A 15,751-nucleotide genomic window follows, 5' to 3' on the forward strand; every position below is an offset into this window, starting at 1 on the left:
CCCTTACGCTGCCACAGCCAGTACCACATCGGCGAAGTCGCCGGCGGCATCCTGGAAAACCTCGACCACGCGCAGACCTGCGCCAGCCGCCAGTTCGGCAATCTGGGGCAGGGTAAACTTGAACGAACTTTCGGTTTGGATGGCCTCCCAGGCGGCAATTTCGAAGGCCTGGCCAGGTAGGGTAGTCAGGCGGATGGTTTGGGCGCGGCCACTCACCAGCCACGAGCGCATAGCCCCGGTGCTGGGGTCATAATCGGGGAAATGCTGCCAGGCATCGAGCTGAAAATCAGCCCCGGCCTCCGCATTGAGCCGGCGCAGCAGGTTGAAGTTGAACTCAGCCGTGACGCCCTGCGCATCGTCGTACGCCGCCCGGATGCGGCGCGGGTCCTTCCGCAGGTCGAAGCCCACCAGCAGGCGGTCGGCCGGGGTGAGCGGCCGCGCCAGTTCGTGCAGAAAATCCGCCTGCTCGGCGGGGGCAAAGTTGCCGATGTTGGAACCCAAAAACAGCACCGCCTTGGCCCCCGGCCGGGTGGCTAGCGTGGTGAGCGCCGCCCCGTACTCAGCCGCCAGCGGCTCGGTGGGCAGGGTAGGCAATTCCTCCCGCAGCGAGGCTGCCAGCTCCTTGATGGCCGAGGGCGAAATATCGACTGGCACGTACGTGAGCGCTACCGGCTGCGTAAGCAATTCGCGCAGCAAGAGCTTGGTTTTCAAGCCATCGCCCGCGCCCAGCTCCACCACGGCCAGCGGCTGGCCGGCTGCCGCGCCCGCCGCCAGCGCCCGCCCAATAGCCGCGCCCTGCTCCCGGAAAATAGCCAGCTCGGTGCGGGTGGGGTAGTACTCGGGCAAGCCCATTATCTGCTGAAACAGGCGGCTGCCCGTGGCATCATAGAAGTATTTGGACGACAGGGTCTTCGGCGTTTGGCTGAAGCCCTGGGCCAGGTGTTCGGCAAGGTGATTCAAAATGGGCGGGCGTTGTGATAAAACAGCAAAGCTGGTTTACAAGTATTTGATAATGAGTTGGTTAGCTATAATTATGTTTTCTTGGGCCATAGCAGCGAGGCTCCAACCGAGCCCAGCAGCAGCGCACCCACGATGCCCAAGGAAACCGGCACGGGTAGCGCAAGGTTAAAATGCTCGCGTAAGAAGTCCTCCACCAGCAGCTTGCCGCCGATGAAAATGAGGATGAGCGCCAGGCCGTAGCTGAGGTAATGAAACAGTGCCATCAGGCTGGCTAGCGCGAAATACAGCGCCCGCAGCCCAAGCAGTGCAAACACGTTGGAGGTGTACACTACGAACGTATCGCGCGAAATGGCCAAAATGGCGGGGATAGAATCGGCCGCAAACACCACGTCGGTAGTTTCCACCATCACCAGCACCACCAGCAGCGGCGTGGCAACGCGCACCCCGTCGCGCTTGGTAAAAAACTTGCCGCCATCAAGCTGCTTCGTGATGGGCAGGTAGCGCCGCAAAAAGCGCACAACCGGGTTGTTATCGGGGTCCACCTCGGGGTCGCCGCCCCCGCTTAGCGCCATGCGCACGCCCGTGTACACCAGAAAAGCTCCTAGGATGTAGAGCAAAAAATGGAACTTGGCCAGCAGCGCCGCCCCCGCCACAATGAACAGGCCCCGCAGCACTAGCGCCCCCAGCACACCCCAAAACAGGATGCGGTGCTGGTACTCGGCCGGCACCTTGAAGTAGGTGAAAATGAGCAGGAACACGAACAGGTTGTCCACACTCAGGGCCTTCTCGATGAGGTAGCCCGTCAGCCATTGCAGGCCCGCCTCGTGGCCCATGGTGCGGTACACCAGGAAATTAAAGCTCAGCGACAGCGCTATCCAGAACGCGCTCCACCCCAGCGCCTCGCCCAGCTTCACGGCATGGGCACGGCGATTGAGCACCAGTAAGTCGAGCAGTAAAAGCCCGATTACGAACAGGTTAAATAAAATCCAGAAGAGGGGTGTGTTGTGCATCCGGCCGCAATAAGCTTTCTCCGATACGCAAAAACAGCGGCGTAGGGTATGCGCAGTGTGCGGTAAGCTTCAGCTTGCCGTGGGTAAAAGTGGGTGGCTTGGCTGCTGGTCAGCTGATGCTGCACACGGCCCTGCGGTGCCAGCTAAAGCTTACCGCACATTTGCCCGGTGCTGCATACGGCAAGATAAAGCTTACCCTACACTGATGCTGGGCTGGCCCTGGGGCTCATCGGCGGGGCGGCGCGGCGGGTGAATCCAGCTGCTCACCTTCATCTGCACCACGCCCACCAGCGCTTCCTTGAAAATACCCTTCGACATTTTCGACTGCCCGCGGGTGCGGTCGGTGAAAATGATAGGTACCTCTTTAATGCGGAAGCCGAGGAGATAAGTGAGCCACTTCATCTCAATTTGAAACGCGTAGCCCACGAAGTGAATGCGGCTCAGGTCAATAGCCCGCAACACCCGCGCCGAATAGCACTTGAAGCCCGCCGTGGCATCGTGGATGGGCATACCCGTGATGAAGCGTACGTAGCGGGAAGCGAAATACGACATCAGCACCCGGCTCATGGGCCAGTTCACCACGTTCACGCCGTCGCTGTAGCGCGAGCCGATGGCCAAGTCGTAGCCCTGTACGGCGCAGGTCTCGCGCAGGCGTAGCAGGTCCTGCGGGTTGTGCGAAAAGTCAGCGTCCATCTCAAACACGTACTCGTAGCCCCGCGCCAGCGCCCACCGAAACCCGAAGATGTAGGCCGTGCCCAAGCCCTGCTTGCCCGCCCGCTCCTCCAAAAACAACCGGCCCGCAAACTCAGGCAACAGCCCGCGCACTATTGCACCCGTGCCGTCGGGCGAGCCATCGTCAATTATCAGCACGTGAAAATTAGCCGGGAGCGTAAAGACAGCCCGGATAATAAGCTCCACGTTTTCCCGCTCATTATAAGTCGGAATCAGGACCAGTCCGGCGGCCGTATTACTCATCGTTAGGCAAAGATAAGGGGCGTGGCAACAGGGTTGCACGGGGAGTCGTGCGTAATTAACCGAAGGCAGCACGTATTTGTGCCCTCAGCCACTACCAAAAATTGTTTATTGCGCACTGCCAGTTGCCAATTGCTGAGCTAGTTGCCGGGCGTATTTCACGCAGTCGGGCACGCTCACGCCCACCTGCCAGTTGGCCACCGCCACCACGCCCTGGGTGGCGAGCGGCGCCACGGCCGCCCGCGCAACGGCCAGATGCTGGTCGAACTGCGGAATGCTCTGCGGCCAGTAGTAGCGCCCCTGCCAGCGCGGCGCGCCGCTAATACCGTAAAGCTGAGCGAGTTCGGTGTGCACGGCCGCCAGCTGCGTGGCCGCGGGCTCCTGGGCCTGCTGCGCAAACTGCGCCCCGCCCACAAAGCTGGTAAATAGTACCTGCCCAGCCGGCACCCGGTCCGGGAACAGTGAACTGGTCCAAATGGCCCCGGCCGCGTAGGTGCCCTCCACCTTGGGGTTGAGCGCCCCAAAGCCCACCAGCGGGTGCACCACGGCCGCACGGTCATAGGCCGAGTACACGAGCGTCATGGGCGGGTAGCGCACGGCCGCCAGCGCCGTGGCCGCCGCCGGAAAGAACGGCCGCAGCAGGGCCGCCGCCGCATAGGCCGGCACGGCCAGCGCCAGGTGCGTGTAGGTCTTTGGTTGCCGGCTACCGGTGATTATATAATACTCATTACCAGCAACTTTATCAATAGAAGCCACTGGCTCACCTAGGTGGTAGCTGGTAAGTTGCGCCGCCAGGGCATCGGTGAGTGCCTGCACGCCGCCGCGCAGCGTGATGGTGCGGCGGCGGCCGCCGGTTTTGGAGCCTTTGGCCAAGCCGCGCAGCAGCGAGCCGTACTGCGTTTCGAGGGCCGCCAGCTGCGGGAACGTGAGCGAAAGCAGTAGCTCGGCCGGGTCGCCGGCGTAGATGCCCGCCACGAAGGGATTAACGGCGTACTGCACCACCTCGGGGCCAAAATGCCGCTCAAAAAAGGCGGCCACCGTTTCGCCCGGCACGGGGGGCGCGGGCCGGCGCAGCAACTCGCTTAGCAGTCGCAGCTTGGTGCGCAAGCTAAAAAACCCGCTGGCCAGCAGTGCGGGCGGCGAGGCCGGCAGCGCCCGGTACTGGCCCCCGCGCAGCACAAAGCGGTGCTGGCTCACCGGGGCCGCCTCCTGAATATGGTCTTGCAAGCCCAGCTCCAGCAGCAATTCTTCCAGCTCGGTACTCAGCAGCAGCGAGTTGGGGCCGGCCTCAAGCTGGTAGCCCTCGGGCGCTAGGGGCGAGAGCAGGTTGCCGCCCGGCCGGGCGCTAGCTTCAAACAGGTCGTAGGCAACGCCCGCTTTTTGGAGGTAGTAGGCGAGCGTAAGGCCCGTGAGGCCGCCGCCGATGATGGCAATGCGCATAGTTGTTTAGCTGTTAGCCCTTAGCTGCTAGCCGATAGCTTTGTTCAACCATTGAGTCGGCAAGCTATTAGCTAGCAGCTAATGGCTAACAGCTAAGTATAATGAATAAAGCAGTTTTTTTGGACCGCGATGGCGTGCTCAACGAGGAAATGGGGGACTATGTCTGGACGCCCGAGCGCTTCCGCATCTGCCCTGGCGTGCCCGAGAGCCTGGCACGCCTCAAGGCTGCCGGCTACTACCTGGTAGTAGTAACCAACCAGGCCGGTATTGCCAAAGGCCTCTACACTCGCGCCGACGTGCTGGCTTGTCACGATATCTTGCAGCAAGCCTGTGACTATCAGCTCGATGCAATTTACATGTCCGAAAGCCACCCGTCAACGAGTGAGTCCATCTTTCGCAAGCCCGACTCGGGAATGCTTGAAAAAGCGGTGGCGCGCTACCACCTCGACCCGGCTAGCTGCTGGCTGGTGGGTGACCGCGCCCGCGACATGGAAGCCGGGGCTAGGCTGGGCGTGCGCGGCATATTGGTGGGTCACTCCGAGCCAGTGAGCTACTCGCCCCGAGTGGCTGATTTACAAGCTGCTACGGAGCTGATTTTGCGGTAGCGTGGACTCTGTGAGTCCGCACGTGGTAGCATTGAACAACGTTGACCACGCGCGGACTCACAGAGTCCACGCTACTGCTCATTCGTAAAAAGAGGCCAGTGCCGCCAGCAGCTGCGGATACTCGTAGGTAAAGCCTTGGCTGATAACCTTATCGGCGCTTACGCGCTGCGAGCCGAGTACAATTTCGCTCATCTCGCCCATGGCCAGCTTCAGGCCGAACGCCGGGACTTTGGGTAGCAGCAGCGGGCGGTGCATTACCTGGGCCAGCGTTTCGGTAAACTCCTTGTTGGTGACGGGGTTAGGAGCCACGGCGTTGTATTCGCCCCGCCAGTTTTCGCCTTCTACCATCTGCACCAGCAGGCGGCACAGGTCGTCGAGGTGCACCCAACTCATGTACTGCCGGCCCGAGCCGAGCGGCGCGCCCGCGCCGTAGCGCACGGTTTTGGCCATGGGCACCAGCGCCCCGCCCTCGGGGCTGAGCACGATGCCAATGCGCGGCAACACCACGCGCGGCCCCAACTCGCCCACGCGCCGGGCGGCGGCTTCCCACTGAATAACTACGTCGGCCAAAAAGTCGTCGGCCGGGGCAGCGGTGGGGGAGTCCTCGTGCAACAACTCATCGCCCCGGTCGCCATAAATGCCAATGGCTGAGGCTGATAGCAACGTGCGCACGTGGTGGCCCGGCTTGCTGAGCTCGCGGTGCAGCAGCTCCAGGCCATCGAGGCGCGAGCGCAGAATCTCGTGCTTGCGCTCAGGCGTCCACTTGCCCTCGGCCACGCTGCTACCAGCCAGGTTCACGATGCAGTCGGCGTAGGGCACGGCGGCGGGGTCGATAGTGCCCGCCTGCAAGTCCCAGCCAAACAGCCGGAAGTGGCTGGCCTTCTGGGGCTCCCGCGTGAGCAGGGCCACTTCGTGGCCGCCATCAAGAAGCAGCTCGGCGAGCCGCTGCCCAATCATGCCCGTCCCGCCGGTGATGAGAATCTTCATATAATAAAGCTGTCAGCTGTTAGCCTTTAGCTAATAGCTTTTGAATGAATGGAAACCAGAACAGCGCCATCGGCCAGCAGCCAATAGCTACCAGCCAGAGCGGTTACTTGCCAATCTGACGCAAAAACTCACTACGTAAATTACTGTCTTCCAAAAACTTGCCACCGTACTCGCTGGTGATGGTCGAGCTGCTGGTGTCATTCACGCCGCGGCTCATCACGCAGAGGTGGTCGGCCTCGATGAGCACGGCCACGTCGTCGGTGCCCAGGCTTTGGCGCAGGTGCTCGGCCACTTGGCGCGTGAGGCGCTCCTGCACCTGGGGCCGGCGGGCGTAGTACTGCACCACGCGGTTGAGCTTGCTGAGCCCAACTACGTGCTTGCCAGGTAGATAGGCGACATGCGCCTTGCCAATGATGGGTACAAAGTGGTGCTCGCAGCACGAAAACAGCGTAATGTCGCGCTCCACTAGCAGTTGCTGGTACTCGTAGCGGTTCTCAAACAGCCGCACCTCGGGCCGGTGCGCTGGGTTGAGGCCCTTAAACCACTCTTGCACATACATTTTGGCTACCCGCTGCGGGGTGCCGGCCAGGCTGTCGTCCGTTAGGTCGAGGCCCAGCTCCTGCATAATGGCGCGGAAGTGGCCGCTGATGGCGGTAATTTTTTCGTCGTCGCCCCGGGCAAAGGCATCGGCGCGCAGCGGGGTGCGCAGGCCGGCGGGCAGGTGCTGGTCGGGGCCGTGGTCGAGGGGGCCGTCGGCGGCCGGCGTGCCTGGTAGGGGCAACACCAGCGCGGCAGAATTATTCTCCATAGTATTCCACAAAATTACGGTCCGTTTCGTGCAGGGTCACGGCCAGCGTGAGCGGGGCCGGCAACGCGGCCCGCAGCCGCCGCCAAATGACCATGGCAATATTTTCGGCCGTCGGATTCAGCTCCCTAAACTCCTCCGTATCCAGGTTTAGATTGCGGTGGTCGAAGGGCTGCAAAACTTGTACTTTGATTAGCTCGCTAAGCTCCTTCAAATCAAAAACATACCCCGTATCGGGGTCCACTTCGCCGGTGAGGCGCACGGTGAGGTTGTAGTTGTGGCCGTGGTAGTTGGGGTTGTTGCACTTGCCAAAAACCTGCTGATTGCGGGCCGTATCCCAGGCAGGATTGTGGAGCCGGTGGGCGGCGTTGAAGTGTTCGGAGCGGCAAATAGTGAGCTGGGGCATGGGCGTTGAAACCGGTGGTGCGGGCATTTGTTGAGCCCGCTGACCCGTGGCACGGGATAGGACTTAACAAATAAAAAATTAACTCAACAAAAAAAACGACTGGATAGCTGATACAGTTGCCGCAAACTGCTTAAATTTGGGCTGTCGGAGGGCTAAAGCAACTCCATTTCTTTGTTTTTAACATCCTTTTACTTCTCTTTTATCCTACCAATGAAACGAAATGTACTCTTCTTTTTGCTGCTGTTATTAGGTACGCTGCAGGTTTCGGCCCAGCGGTCGCCCGTTGACGAGTCGGACCAAAACATCAACAACATTCCGCGTAAAGGTCAGCGCGTGAGCTTGCAGCTCGACAACAAGCGGGTGGAGACGTCCTGGATAAAGCAGCTGAACGACCAGTTTCCGGGCAAGGTGAAGAACAACAAAGGCATCATTACGATGGACCAGGTTACTATTCCGGACATCTCGCCCACACCCGTGCGCGTCATCAGCCGCGTGGATGCCCTGCCCACCGGCACCGGCGTATGGTGGAGCATCGACCTGGGTAACGCTTACCTGGGCCAGGCCTCGACCCCGAGCCAGTGGAAAGCCGGCGAGAAATACCTGAAGGATTTTGCCCGCTCGATGTACCGTGAAGACTTGGTGGCCCAGATTACCGATGCCGAAAAGTCGCTGGTGACCTCGCAAAACGGCCACATGGCAGTTATCAGCAAGTCGGACGCCATCAAGAAGGAAATTGAGAAAAACAAGGCCCGCAAGCTGGAAATTCAGCAGCAGCTGGCGGCCAACGCGGCCGAGCTGCAGCAGCTTAACAACCAGATTGATACCAACCTGAAAGAGCAGGAAGCCGCCCGCGCCGACATTGTGAACATGCGCGTGGCCCTGGAGGCCGTGAAGGAGCGCATGAGCAAGATTGAGTAGCCCGCCGCACCCTATTTGAAGAAACCCCACCGGCTCCCGGTGGGGTTTTTTATTGGCCCAAGGCTAACCCCGACGTGCTGCCTTGCGTTGAGGACCCGGACAGGCCCCTTGGCCTGCCCATTCAAATTCCCCTAAGCTGCATCATGGAAAAGACCGAAGTTCAACACCAAGTACACCTCGAAGGTGCTATCAAACTCCTCACCGGCGACCTCAGCGAGGAAGCAAGCCGCGCTGGTACCGACAACCACTTCCAGCGCTGGATTGAGGACCTGAAAGCCGCCAGCAACCCCGAGTTTCACAAGCTGGTAGTGGACCTGCAAGAGCTGAAAGCGCTGATGAACAGCGGCACCTACGACGGCAAGCAAGTGGGTAGCCTGCTGCACCGCCTGGGCAACGAAACCGCCCGCACTGCCAGTCTTGCCGAAGGCAACACCCGCACGCACGTAGAGAAGCTGGCCGCTGCCCTGCTGGCCGCCGCCGGCCAGCTGCAAGGCTCGGCCTCGACGCCTGCCGACGACCTCAAAAACGACAGCAAGAACGCCTAGTTGTTGCTAGTTAGCTGAAATAAAAGAGCAGCTTTTCCGGGCCACCAGGCCAGGAGAAGCTGCTCTTTCGCTTGATATTATTTTTAGTGAATCTATTGTAAATAATTGTCCATCAAATAATTATGAAAATAATTGCTTTTTCTCCACTGCTGCCAACGGCCCACGACCAGCTGCTAGCCCAGCTGCCAGCCGGTAGCCAGGTAGTGCTGGCGGCCGAGCTGCCCGCGGCGGCGCAAGCTGACGCCGTGCGCGAGGCCGCAGTCATTTTCGGCAACCCCGCGCCTGAGCTGCTAACCCAGGAACTACCCAACCTGCGCCTGTGGCAGCTCGACTCGGCTGGTTTCGATAAGTACCAGGGGCTGGCGGTGACCGCGCCGGTGTGTAACATGGGCGATTATTTTGCCTGGCCCTGCGCCGAAACCATGGTAGCGGGCCTGCTGGCGCTGTACCGGGCCGTGCCCGAGCTGGCCCGCCTGCAAGCTGCGCAGCAGTGGGTGGGCGCGCCCATCAGGGGGCGCATGGGGCTGCTGCGCGGCAAGCGGGTGATTATTCTGGGGGCAGGTACCATTGGGCAAGCGGTGTGGCAGCAGCTGAGTGGCTTTGGCTGCGTAGTGCAGCTGCTGGCCCGCACCGACCCGCAAGCCCAGCTGCACTCGCGCCAGGAGCTGGCCGCCGCTTTGCCCCATACCGATATTGTAGTTAACTGCCTGCCCGGCAGCGCCGAAGGCTTTTTCGCAGCCGACCTTATCGCGGTAATGGCCCCCGGTAGCTTCTACGCCAGCGTGGGCCGCGGCAACACCACTGACGAGCCAGCGCTCATTGCGGCGCTGCAAGCCGGCCACCTCGGCGGGGCCGTGCTTGACGTAACGGCTACCGAGCCGCTGCCGGCCGGCCATCCGCTTTGGGCGCTGCCCAACGTGCTGCTCACCCAGCACACCGGCGGCGGCCAACCCGCCGAAGCCGAAGGCAAAGTAGCGCAGCTACTCCGCAACCTGGGCCACCTGCAAGCCGGCGAGCCCCTGGAAAACGTGGTGCAGCTGGCGCAGGGCTATTGAGTTACAAGGAACCGAAAGAACGTCCTGCTGACGAAGGAAGCAGCTCGCGTGGGGTGGTAAAATCAACCGTTAAATGGTTGGAATTACCGCCCCACGCGAGCTGCTTCCTTCGTCAGCAGGACGTTCTTTTGCTCACTGCTCACTGCTCACTGCTCACTGCTCACTGCTCACTGCTCACTGCTCACTGCTCACTGCCAGTTGCTTAGCAGGCTTTTGAAGTAGCTCGGCGGCTTCGGCGTCGGTGAGGACGCGGGCCTCGGTTTCGCCATCGGGGAAGAGGAGGCGGGCGGCAGCTTGGCGCAGGTCGTCGAGACGGGCCAGGGCGTCGGCCACGGTGGGGTTGGCTTCGAGGCGAGCGAGCAAGCCGCTGGCGCGGGCTGCCTGAAACAGCTTTTCGAGCACAAATGGCAATACCCAACCGGCAATATTGGTCATAAAAGCCCCGCGCAGGCCAATGCGCAGCAGCAGCCGGGCCGCCATGCGCTCCAGCAAAATGGCGCGGGCGGCGGGCAGGGCTTTGTCGGCCAGAAAATCGGCTACCAGCCGGGCGTGGCCGCTCTGAATTTCGGCCCGCAGCACGTCCTGCACCGAATCTAGGGTGCGCTGGGCCAGCTGCCGAAACAAGCGGCCGGTTTGCCAGGCGCGCAGGCCGGTTTGGCGGGCGGCGGCCAGTACCTGACCGGACAGGTTGTCGGGAAGCGAAAAATATTTCATGGGGCGAAGTAAAACAAGCCGTGAGGCCGGGCTTACGTACGGCTGGCGGGCGTTTTAGATGGCCGGCCCCGGCAGCCGGCTCGGAGCGGATGGTACCACGGTGGCGGTATAAAAATCAAAATTCTCACATTCAGCACATTACAGAAGGGGAGCGCGGCGGCTTGAAAAGGCCAGAAACCTAGTTGCCGGCCGTTGTGTTACCGGGGCGCTTCGTTTTTAAACCGGGCAGTTAAATTATCTTTGTACTGCGTTTTACTACAGCGCCTCCGTCTGATTTTCTACCCCAATGTCTGATTTGTTACTCGACATCAACCTTCAACAAGTGCCCGACGACTACCTGGCTGGGGCCTGGCGGGTGGCGCACCGGGTAATAAACCGGGCCGACCCGGCCAGCCTGTTGGCGCAAGCTACCAGCCTGTGGCTCAATGACAAAGAGTTGGAATTGCAGGCCCCCCTGGCCAGCGAAACCGGTAGCTGGGACGTGCAGCGCGATGAGCTGCTCAACCGCCCCTACCTGCGGCTAAGTTTTCCGGCCGAGGAAATCCGGGCCTTGGTAACGCGCCTGCGCCGCACCACCGACGGGGCCCGCAGCCAGCTCAACCTGTACTTCAGCTCGGGGCTCGAAATGCAGCTCGACCGCCCGTAGTGGCCTTGTTTTTAGTGTATTTGATTCAGCATTAGCCGTTTTTTGTTGTGCTCCATTCCGACGCCGCTTCCACTTCGCTTCCCCAAAACGAGAACGAGTTTCAGTTCTTGGCCGATTTTATTCCGCAGCTGGTTTGGATAACCGACGCCACCGGCTTCCACACGTATTTCAATCAGCGCTGGATTGACTTCACGGGTTACACGCTGGCCGACAGCGTGGGCCCCGATATGTGGAACAACCTGCTGCACCCCGACGACCGCGCCCGGGCCCGCCAGGTGTGGGGCCACTCGCTGGCCACCGGGGCCGATTACGAAATCGAGTACCGCTTTAAAGCTAAAAACGGGGAGTATCGCTGGTTTTTGGGCCAGGCTCTGCCCCGGCGCGACGCGGCCGGCAACATCGTGACGTGGTTTGGCACTTGTACCGATATTCACGACCAAAAGGTGGCCGGGGAGCTGCTGCAAGAGCGCGAATCGGAGTTTACGACCCTGGCCGACAACGTGGCCCAGCTCTCGTGGATGGCCCGGCCCGACGGCCATATCTACTGGTACAACAAGCGCTGGTACGATTACACGGGCACCGACCTGGCCGCTATGGAGGGCTGGGGCTGGGACAAAGTGCATCACCCCGACCATATAAAGCCAGTAGTTGAGTTTGTGCAAAAAGCCTGGGCGGCTGGCAAGCCCTGGGAACTAACGTTTCCATTGCGAGGCCAAGATGGTGAGTACCAATGGTTTCTGACCCGCGTCGTGCCCGTGCGCGATGAGCAGGGCCAGCTGTTGCGCTGGCTGGGCACCAACACCGACGTAACCGAGATGCGCCAGCTGCAAGAGCAGCTGCAAAATGCCTACGACGACCTGGAGGCCAAGGTAACCTTCCGCAACCTGGAGCTGGAGCACGAAGTGCAGCGCCTGCGGAAGGAATTGCTGAGTAGCAAGTAAGAAGAACGTCATACTGACGTGAGGAAGCATCTCTACCGCGTGAGTAATCTCAGTATGCTGGGGTTAGTAGCGTGGTAGAGATGCTTCCTCACGTCAGTATGACGTCCTTCTTACTCATTGCCCCTGACCGTACCTTTGCGCTGAGCGCAACTTTCGCTCGCCGGCCCTAGTTTTTAGCGCAATGAACAAGACCTATTGCCCCAGCCTGACCGAGTACAAGCGCCGCGTGGCGCGGGTGGTAAACATCGGCGGCGTGCCCATGGGCGGCGACTACCCCATTCGGGTGCAGAGCATGACTACCGTGGACACGATGGACACGCTGGGCTCGGTGGAGCAGACGCTGCGCATGGTGGCGGCCGGCTGTGAGTACGTGCGCATTACGGCGCCCAGCGTGAAGGAGGCCCAGAACCTGCTGGAAATCAAGAGGGAGCTGCGGGCGCGGGGCTGCAACGTGCCGCTCATTGCCGACATTCACTTCACGCCCAACGCGGCCGAGCTAGCCGCCCGCATTGTGGAAAAAGTGCGCGTGAACCCCGGTAACTACGCCGACAAAAAGAAGTTCGATACCATCGAGTACACCGACGCCAGCTACGCGGCTGAGGTTGACCGCATTCGGGAGCGGTTTCGGCCGCTGGTCAAGATTTGCAAGCAGTATGGCACGGCCATGCGCATTGGCACCAATCACGGCTCGCTATCTGACCGCATACTAAGCCGTTATGGCGATACGCCGCTCGGCATGGTGGAGTCGGCGCTGGAGTTTTTGCGCCTCTGCGAGGAGGAAAACTACTACGATGTGGTGCTGAGCATGAAGGCTAGCAACACCCAGGTGATGGTGCAGGCCTACCGCCTGCTGGTGCAAAAGCTCGACGTAGAAGGCCTGCAGCCCTACCCCCTGCACCTGGGCGTAACCGAAGCCGGCGAAGCCGAGGACGGCCGCATCAAGAGCGCCGTGGGCATTGGCACGCTGCTCGAAGACGGCCTGGGCGACACCGTGCGCGTGAGCCTCACTGAAGCCCCCGAGGCGGAAGCGCCGGTAGCTAAAATGCTCATCGACCGCTACATAGGCCGGGCGGCGCTGGCTAAGCCCATTGCGCCCGTGGTGGGCGAGGAGCCGATTAATCCCTTTCAGTACCAGCGCCGCGTCACGCACGAGGTGGCCAACTTCGGGGGCCTCAACGTGCCCCGCGTTGTTGTGAGCCTCACGCAATTGCCCCAGCTGGAATACGCCGACCTGCGCGCCGCCGGTCACCTGTATTCGCCGTTTCTGGACAAGTTTCAGATGTCGGACCAGGGGGCTGACTACATCTACACCGGGGAGCGGCCGGTGCCCTTTATGCTGCCCAACGGCCTGAAGGAGATTGTAAATTATGACGCCTGGGTCGCTGCCGGCCACCGCCCGCACCACTACCCCGTGATGACGGCCGATGTGTACATGGAAGGACTGATGCGGCACCCGCAGCTCAATTTCCTGCTAGTGGCCCTCGATGTGCTGGATGCGGCGCTGCTGCTGCACCTGCGCCACGACCCCACCGTGGTGCTCGTGCTGACCACCACCAATGCCCACGCCCTACCCGAAATGCGCCGGGCCTTCTTCGAGCTGCTCAACCACCAGGTAACCTGCCCGGTCATTATTGCCCGTTCCTATCCCGACCAGCCGCTGGAGCAAACCCAGCTCGATGCGGCCACCGAGCTGGGCGGATTGCTCATCGACGGCCTGGGCGATGGCATCGTGATTGGCCCCGAGCTGCTGGCACCCCGCTCGCAAGCCGAGTGGCTCGATACCATCGGTAACCTCAATCAGCTGAGCTTCGGTATCTTACAAGCGGCCCGCACCCGCATGAGCAAAACCGAGTACATCAGCTGCCCCAGCTGCGGCCGCACCCTGTTTGACTTGCAGGAAACCACGGCCATGATTCGCAAGCGCACCGACCACCTCAAGGGCATCAAAATCGGCATTATGGGCTGCATCGTGAACGGCCCCGGCGAAATGGCCGACGCCGACTACGGCTACGTGGGCGTGGGTAAGGGTAAAATCGCCCTCTACCGCGGCCAGGACGTCATCAAGAAAGCCGTGCCCGAGGAGCGCGCCGTGGATGAGCTGATTGGGTTAATGAAGGAAGACGGCAAGTGGATTGAAAAGGAGTTGGTGGACGAGCCGGTGGGCATATAGGTAACATTAGGCAGCATGCTTGACTTCTATTTTATTCACGACGCGCAGCCCAATTGTAGCTCTCCTAGGCAATTAGCTTACGCAGGCGGTATAAGAGAGGAAGAGTTTGAATTGGCGCAACAACTGGGGCTAATAGAAAGCTATGCCGATTATTATGGCAAGTTCCGGTGGTCTAGTAAGCAAGTGCAGCAGAAACGGGCGATGATAACGCTCGCGGTCGAAAGTACCATTTCTAACCTGGCCCCTATTCTCAAGCAAGCATTTGCAGCTGAACAGGGCGTAGTAGCTTTTGGCGATTAAGATGAGCAACTTATTTGTAGCCCCGCAGCTTGAGCAAAGTGGTTTCGCCATTATTCCGCAACTCTACACACCACCCGAAGTAAATGAGCTGCTAGCTTGCATTGAGGGCGCGCCCGCTGCCAGCGCCAATTTTCGGCGGAGCCAAGACATATTTGCCATCCGTAATCTAGTGGGCGAAATACCGGCTTTGATGCCACTGCTAAACACCACAGCGCTACACGAATTACTGGCCGAATTATTCCCCGCGGGTTGCCACCTCACTAAGGCTATTTATTTTGATAAGCCGACCGGCTCCAATTGGCTGGTAGCCTGGCACCAAGATTTGATGATAAACGTAGCGCAGCGCGCCGACCTGCTCGGCTTCGGTCCTTGGACTGCCAAAGCGGGCTGGGTAGCTGTGCAGCCACCAGTGGCCGTGCTCGAAAACACCGTTACTATCCGCGTGCACCTTGATGACTGCGATGCTACCAATGGTGCGCTCAAAGTGGTGCCAGGCTCGCACCAGCGTGGGGTAGTGCCGCCCGAAACCATCACCGATTTCACACTGGCCGCTACGGTATGCCCCGTGCCGGCCGGTGGCGCTATGCTCATGAAGCCGTTATTGCTGCACGCTTCCAACCGCAGCACCAGCGCCCGGCCGCGCCGCGTTATTCACCTAGAGTTTTCGGTCGAAGAATTACCTGCTGGGTTGGCGTGGCGTGAGCGGTTAGCAATAGCATAGTAATATGCTAATTACTAGCGTGTTAATAAGAATTTCCCAAATACATCCAGCTCTTCCAGCTCGCGCTGCACGTAGGCCGCAAAGAACGAGTCGCCCACCTGCCGCTGAAGCACGGAAATGCCTACGTCAATCAAGCGTAATCCCTTGGGAGTGAGTAAGATATTGTCGTAGCGGTCGCCGGTGATGTTGGAGGGGCGCAGCAAGTCGCGGTGCACAAAGCCCGCCGCGTGCAAGGCGCGTAGCTCATCGGTAAAAACATCCAGCCACAATTCCCGCATTTCGACCTCGTAGGCTCGGAAGTCAAGGGGGTAAAGCCGCTCCATTACCAGCATGTCGGCGGCCAGGGCTTCGTTGTATTCCAGACGGATAAACCGGGCAACCAGCTCATTAATGCCGTTGGCGTAGCGCATTTTCTCCGCTTCCGAGCCGATATCCGAGCGCGTATCGTTGCTGAACAGCTTGCCCACTTCGGTTTCCGACAGCACGATAACGGCGTTGTTGGCCCCGCGCGAAAGCTGCCGGGGATAGCGTTTGGGTTCCATACGGCGCGAGGCGT

Annotated in this window: 18 protein-coding genes; 9 read left to right on the plus strand and 9 right to left on the minus strand. The window is 60.5% G+C overall.

Going from position 1 to position 15,751, the window contains the following annotated elements; genetic code table 11:
• Window positions 1-3: 3 nt before the first annotated feature.
• The 4 genes from egtD to hemG form a co-directional block, all read right to left on the minus strand.
• The gene (gene egtD / locus ACYVGC_RS09390; RefSeq protein ID WP_460583560.1) at window positions 4-960 is read right to left on the minus strand and encodes an L-histidine N(alpha)-methyltransferase; all 957 of its coding nucleotides are present in this window, start codon (window positions 958-960) and stop codon (window positions 4-6) included.
• Between the two features lie 71 nt (window positions 961-1,031).
• Window positions 1,032-1,970, minus strand: a complete 939-nt coding sequence (locus ACYVGC_RS09395) for a TerC family protein (protein ID WP_460583561.1) — start codon at window positions 1,968-1,970, stop codon at window positions 1,032-1,034.
• 192 nt (window positions 1,971-2,162) lie between these two features.
• The gene (locus ACYVGC_RS09400) at window positions 2,163-2,945 is read right to left on the minus strand and encodes a polyprenol monophosphomannose synthase (protein ID WP_460583562.1); all 783 of its coding nucleotides are present in this window, start codon (window positions 2,943-2,945) and stop codon (window positions 2,163-2,165) included.
• 105 nt (window positions 2,946-3,050) lie between these two features.
• Window positions 3,051-4,382 carry a protoporphyrinogen/coproporphyrinogen oxidase gene (hemG, locus tag ACYVGC_RS09405; RefSeq protein WP_460583563.1) on the minus strand — a complete coding sequence of 444 codons (1,332 nt, stop codon included), beginning with the start codon at window positions 4,380-4,382 and terminating at the stop codon, window positions 3,051-3,053.
• 101 nt (window positions 4,383-4,483) lie between these two features.
• Between hemG and ACYVGC_RS09410 the strand changes: the two genes are divergently transcribed.
• Window positions 4,484-4,987: a D-glycero-alpha-D-manno-heptose-1,7-bisphosphate 7-phosphatase gene (locus tag ACYVGC_RS09410; protein ID WP_460583564.1), complete on the plus strand. Its 504-nt coding sequence runs from the start codon at window positions 4,484-4,486 to the stop codon at window positions 4,985-4,987.
• 78 nt (window positions 4,988-5,065) lie between these two features.
• On the opposite strand, the gene ACYVGC_RS09415 is transcribed toward ACYVGC_RS09410, so the two are convergent.
• The 3 genes from ACYVGC_RS09415 to ACYVGC_RS09425 form a co-directional block, all read right to left on the minus strand.
• On the minus strand, window positions 5,066-5,974 hold the full coding sequence (locus tag ACYVGC_RS09415) for an epimerase (RefSeq protein ID WP_460583565.1): 909 nt from the start codon (window positions 5,972-5,974) through the stop codon (window positions 5,066-5,068).
• A 103-nt stretch (window positions 5,975-6,077) separates the two neighbouring features.
• Window positions 6,078-6,782, minus strand: coding sequence for a GTP cyclohydrolase I (gene folE / locus ACYVGC_RS09420; RefSeq protein WP_460583566.1), 705 nt, complete (start codon window positions 6,780-6,782; stop codon window positions 6,078-6,080).
• A complete protein-coding gene (locus ACYVGC_RS09425; RefSeq protein ID WP_460583567.1) occupies window positions 6,772-7,185 on the minus strand; it encodes a 6-pyruvoyl trahydropterin synthase family protein in 414 nt (137 codons plus the stop codon). Before ACYVGC_RS09425 ends, folE begins: the two co-directional genes overlap by 11 nt.
• A gap of 210 nt (window positions 7,186-7,395) precedes the next feature.
• On the opposite strand from ACYVGC_RS09425, the gene ACYVGC_RS09430 reads away from it, so the two are divergent.
• The 3 genes from ACYVGC_RS09430 to ACYVGC_RS09440 all read left to right on the plus strand — a co-directional run bounded on the left by ACYVGC_RS09430 (window position 7,396) and on the right by ACYVGC_RS09440 (window position 9,703).
• Window positions 7,396-8,103, plus strand: coding sequence for a hypothetical protein (locus ACYVGC_RS09430; RefSeq protein WP_460583568.1), 708 nt, complete (start codon window positions 7,396-7,398; stop codon window positions 8,101-8,103).
• Window positions 8,104-8,246: 143 nt separating this feature from the next.
• Window positions 8,247-8,648 (plus strand): hypothetical protein, encoded by a 402-nt coding sequence (locus ACYVGC_RS09435; RefSeq protein ID WP_460583569.1) that lies wholly within the window; start codon window positions 8,247-8,249, stop codon window positions 8,646-8,648.
• Between the two features lie 122 nt (window positions 8,649-8,770).
• Window positions 8,771-9,703 carry a D-2-hydroxyacid dehydrogenase gene (locus tag ACYVGC_RS09440; RefSeq protein ID WP_460583570.1) on the plus strand — a complete coding sequence of 311 codons (933 nt, stop codon included), beginning with the start codon at window positions 8,771-8,773 and terminating at the stop codon, window positions 9,701-9,703.
• A 174-nt stretch (window positions 9,704-9,877) separates the two neighbouring features.
• Here the strand turns inward: ACYVGC_RS09440 and ACYVGC_RS09445 are convergent, their stop codons facing one another.
• Window positions 9,878-10,417 carry a hypothetical protein gene (locus ACYVGC_RS09445; RefSeq protein WP_460583571.1) on the minus strand — a complete coding sequence of 180 codons (540 nt, stop codon included), beginning with the start codon at window positions 10,415-10,417 and terminating at the stop codon, window positions 9,878-9,880.
• A 286-nt stretch (window positions 10,418-10,703) separates the two neighbouring features.
• Here ACYVGC_RS09445 and ACYVGC_RS09450 point away from each other — a divergent pair, with 286 nt between their 5' ends.
• The 5 genes from ACYVGC_RS09450 to ACYVGC_RS09470 all read left to right on the plus strand — a co-directional run bounded on the left by ACYVGC_RS09450 (window position 10,704) and on the right by ACYVGC_RS09470 (window position 15,195).
• Window positions 10,704-11,063, plus strand: coding sequence for a hypothetical protein (locus ACYVGC_RS09450; protein ID WP_460583572.1), 360 nt, complete (start codon window positions 10,704-10,706; stop codon window positions 11,061-11,063).
• A 47-nt stretch (window positions 11,064-11,110) separates the two neighbouring features.
• Entirely contained in the window at window positions 11,111-12,004 is an 894-nt protein-coding gene (locus ACYVGC_RS09455; protein ID WP_460583573.1) for a PAS domain-containing protein, read from the plus strand.
• Between the two features lie 181 nt (window positions 12,005-12,185).
• Window positions 12,186-14,174, plus strand: coding sequence for a (E)-4-hydroxy-3-methylbut-2-enyl-diphosphate synthase (ispG, locus tag ACYVGC_RS09460; RefSeq protein ID WP_460583574.1), 1,989 nt, complete (start codon window positions 12,186-12,188; stop codon window positions 14,172-14,174).
• 15 nt (window positions 14,175-14,189) lie between these two features.
• Window positions 14,190-14,474: a hypothetical protein gene (locus ACYVGC_RS09465; RefSeq protein ID WP_460583575.1), complete on the plus strand. Its 285-nt coding sequence runs from the start codon at window positions 14,190-14,192 to the stop codon at window positions 14,472-14,474.
• A gap of 1 nt (window position 14,475) precedes the next feature.
• Window positions 14,476-15,195, plus strand: a complete 720-nt coding sequence (locus tag ACYVGC_RS09470) for a phytanoyl-CoA dioxygenase family protein (RefSeq protein WP_460583576.1) — start codon at window positions 14,476-14,478, stop codon at window positions 15,193-15,195.
• A 14-nt stretch (window positions 15,196-15,209) separates the two neighbouring features.
• Here the strand turns inward: ACYVGC_RS09470 and ACYVGC_RS09475 are convergent, their stop codons facing one another.
• A complete protein-coding gene (locus ACYVGC_RS09475; RefSeq protein ID WP_460583577.1) occupies window positions 15,210-15,737 on the minus strand; it encodes a hypothetical protein in 528 nt (175 codons plus the stop codon).
• Between the last annotated feature and the right edge of the window lie 14 nt (window positions 15,738-15,751).

The organism is Hymenobacter arcticus, from assembly GCF_054779975.1.

What these genes read in the sequence shown, in the direction of transcription:
- ACYVGC_RS09435 (WP_460583569.1), top strand. Translation starts at nt 8,247, where the DNA reads ATGGAAAAGACCGAAGTTCAACACCAAGTACACCTCGAAGGTGCTATC.
- ispG (WP_460583574.1), top strand. Translation starts at nt 12,186, where the DNA reads ATGAACAAGACCTATTGCCCCAGCCTGACCGAGTACAAGCGCCGCGTG.
- ACYVGC_RS09465 (WP_460583575.1), top strand. Translation starts at nt 14,190, where the DNA reads ATGCTTGACTTCTATTTTATTCACGACGCGCAGCCCAATTGTAGCTCT.
- ACYVGC_RS09470 (WP_460583576.1), top strand. Translation starts at nt 14,476, where the DNA reads ATGAGCAACTTATTTGTAGCCCCGCAGCTTGAGCAAAGTGGTTTCGCC.
- ACYVGC_RS09425 (WP_460583567.1), bottom strand. Translation starts at nt 7,185, where the DNA reads ATGCCCCAGCTCACTATTTGCCGCTCCGAACACTTCAACGCCGCCCAC.
- ACYVGC_RS09410 (WP_460583564.1), top strand. Translation starts at nt 4,484, where the DNA reads ATGAATAAAGCAGTTTTTTTGGACCGCGATGGCGTGCTCAACGAGGAA.
- ACYVGC_RS09415 (WP_460583565.1), bottom strand. Translation starts at nt 5,974, where the DNA reads ATGAAGATTCTCATCACCGGCGGGACGGGCATGATTGGGCAGCGGCTC.
- ACYVGC_RS09430 (WP_460583568.1), top strand. Translation starts at nt 7,396, where the DNA reads ATGAAACGAAATGTACTCTTCTTTTTGCTGCTGTTATTAGGTACGCTG.
- ACYVGC_RS09445 (WP_460583571.1), bottom strand. Translation starts at nt 10,417, where the DNA reads ATGAAATATTTTTCGCTTCCCGACAACCTGTCCGGTCAGGTACTGGCC.
- ACYVGC_RS09395 (WP_460583561.1), bottom strand. Translation starts at nt 1,970, where the DNA reads ATGCACAACACACCCCTCTTCTGGATTTTATTTAACCTGTTCGTAATC.
- hemG (WP_460583563.1), bottom strand. Translation starts at nt 4,382, where the DNA reads ATGCGCATTGCCATCATCGGCGGCGGCCTCACGGGCCTTACGCTCGCC.
- ACYVGC_RS09475 (WP_460583577.1), bottom strand. Translation starts at nt 15,737, where the DNA reads ATGGAACCCAAACGCTATCCCCGGCAGCTTTCGCGCGGGGCCAACAAC.
- folE (WP_460583566.1), bottom strand. Translation starts at nt 6,782, where the DNA reads ATGGAGAATAATTCTGCCGCGCTGGTGTTGCCCCTACCAGGCACGCCG.
- ACYVGC_RS09440 (WP_460583570.1), top strand. Translation starts at nt 8,771, where the DNA reads ATGAAAATAATTGCTTTTTCTCCACTGCTGCCAACGGCCCACGACCAG.
- ACYVGC_RS09400 (WP_460583562.1), bottom strand. Translation starts at nt 2,945, where the DNA reads ATGAGTAATACGGCCGCCGGACTGGTCCTGATTCCGACTTATAATGAG.
- ACYVGC_RS09450 (WP_460583572.1), top strand. Translation starts at nt 10,704, where the DNA reads ATGTCTGATTTGTTACTCGACATCAACCTTCAACAAGTGCCCGACGAC.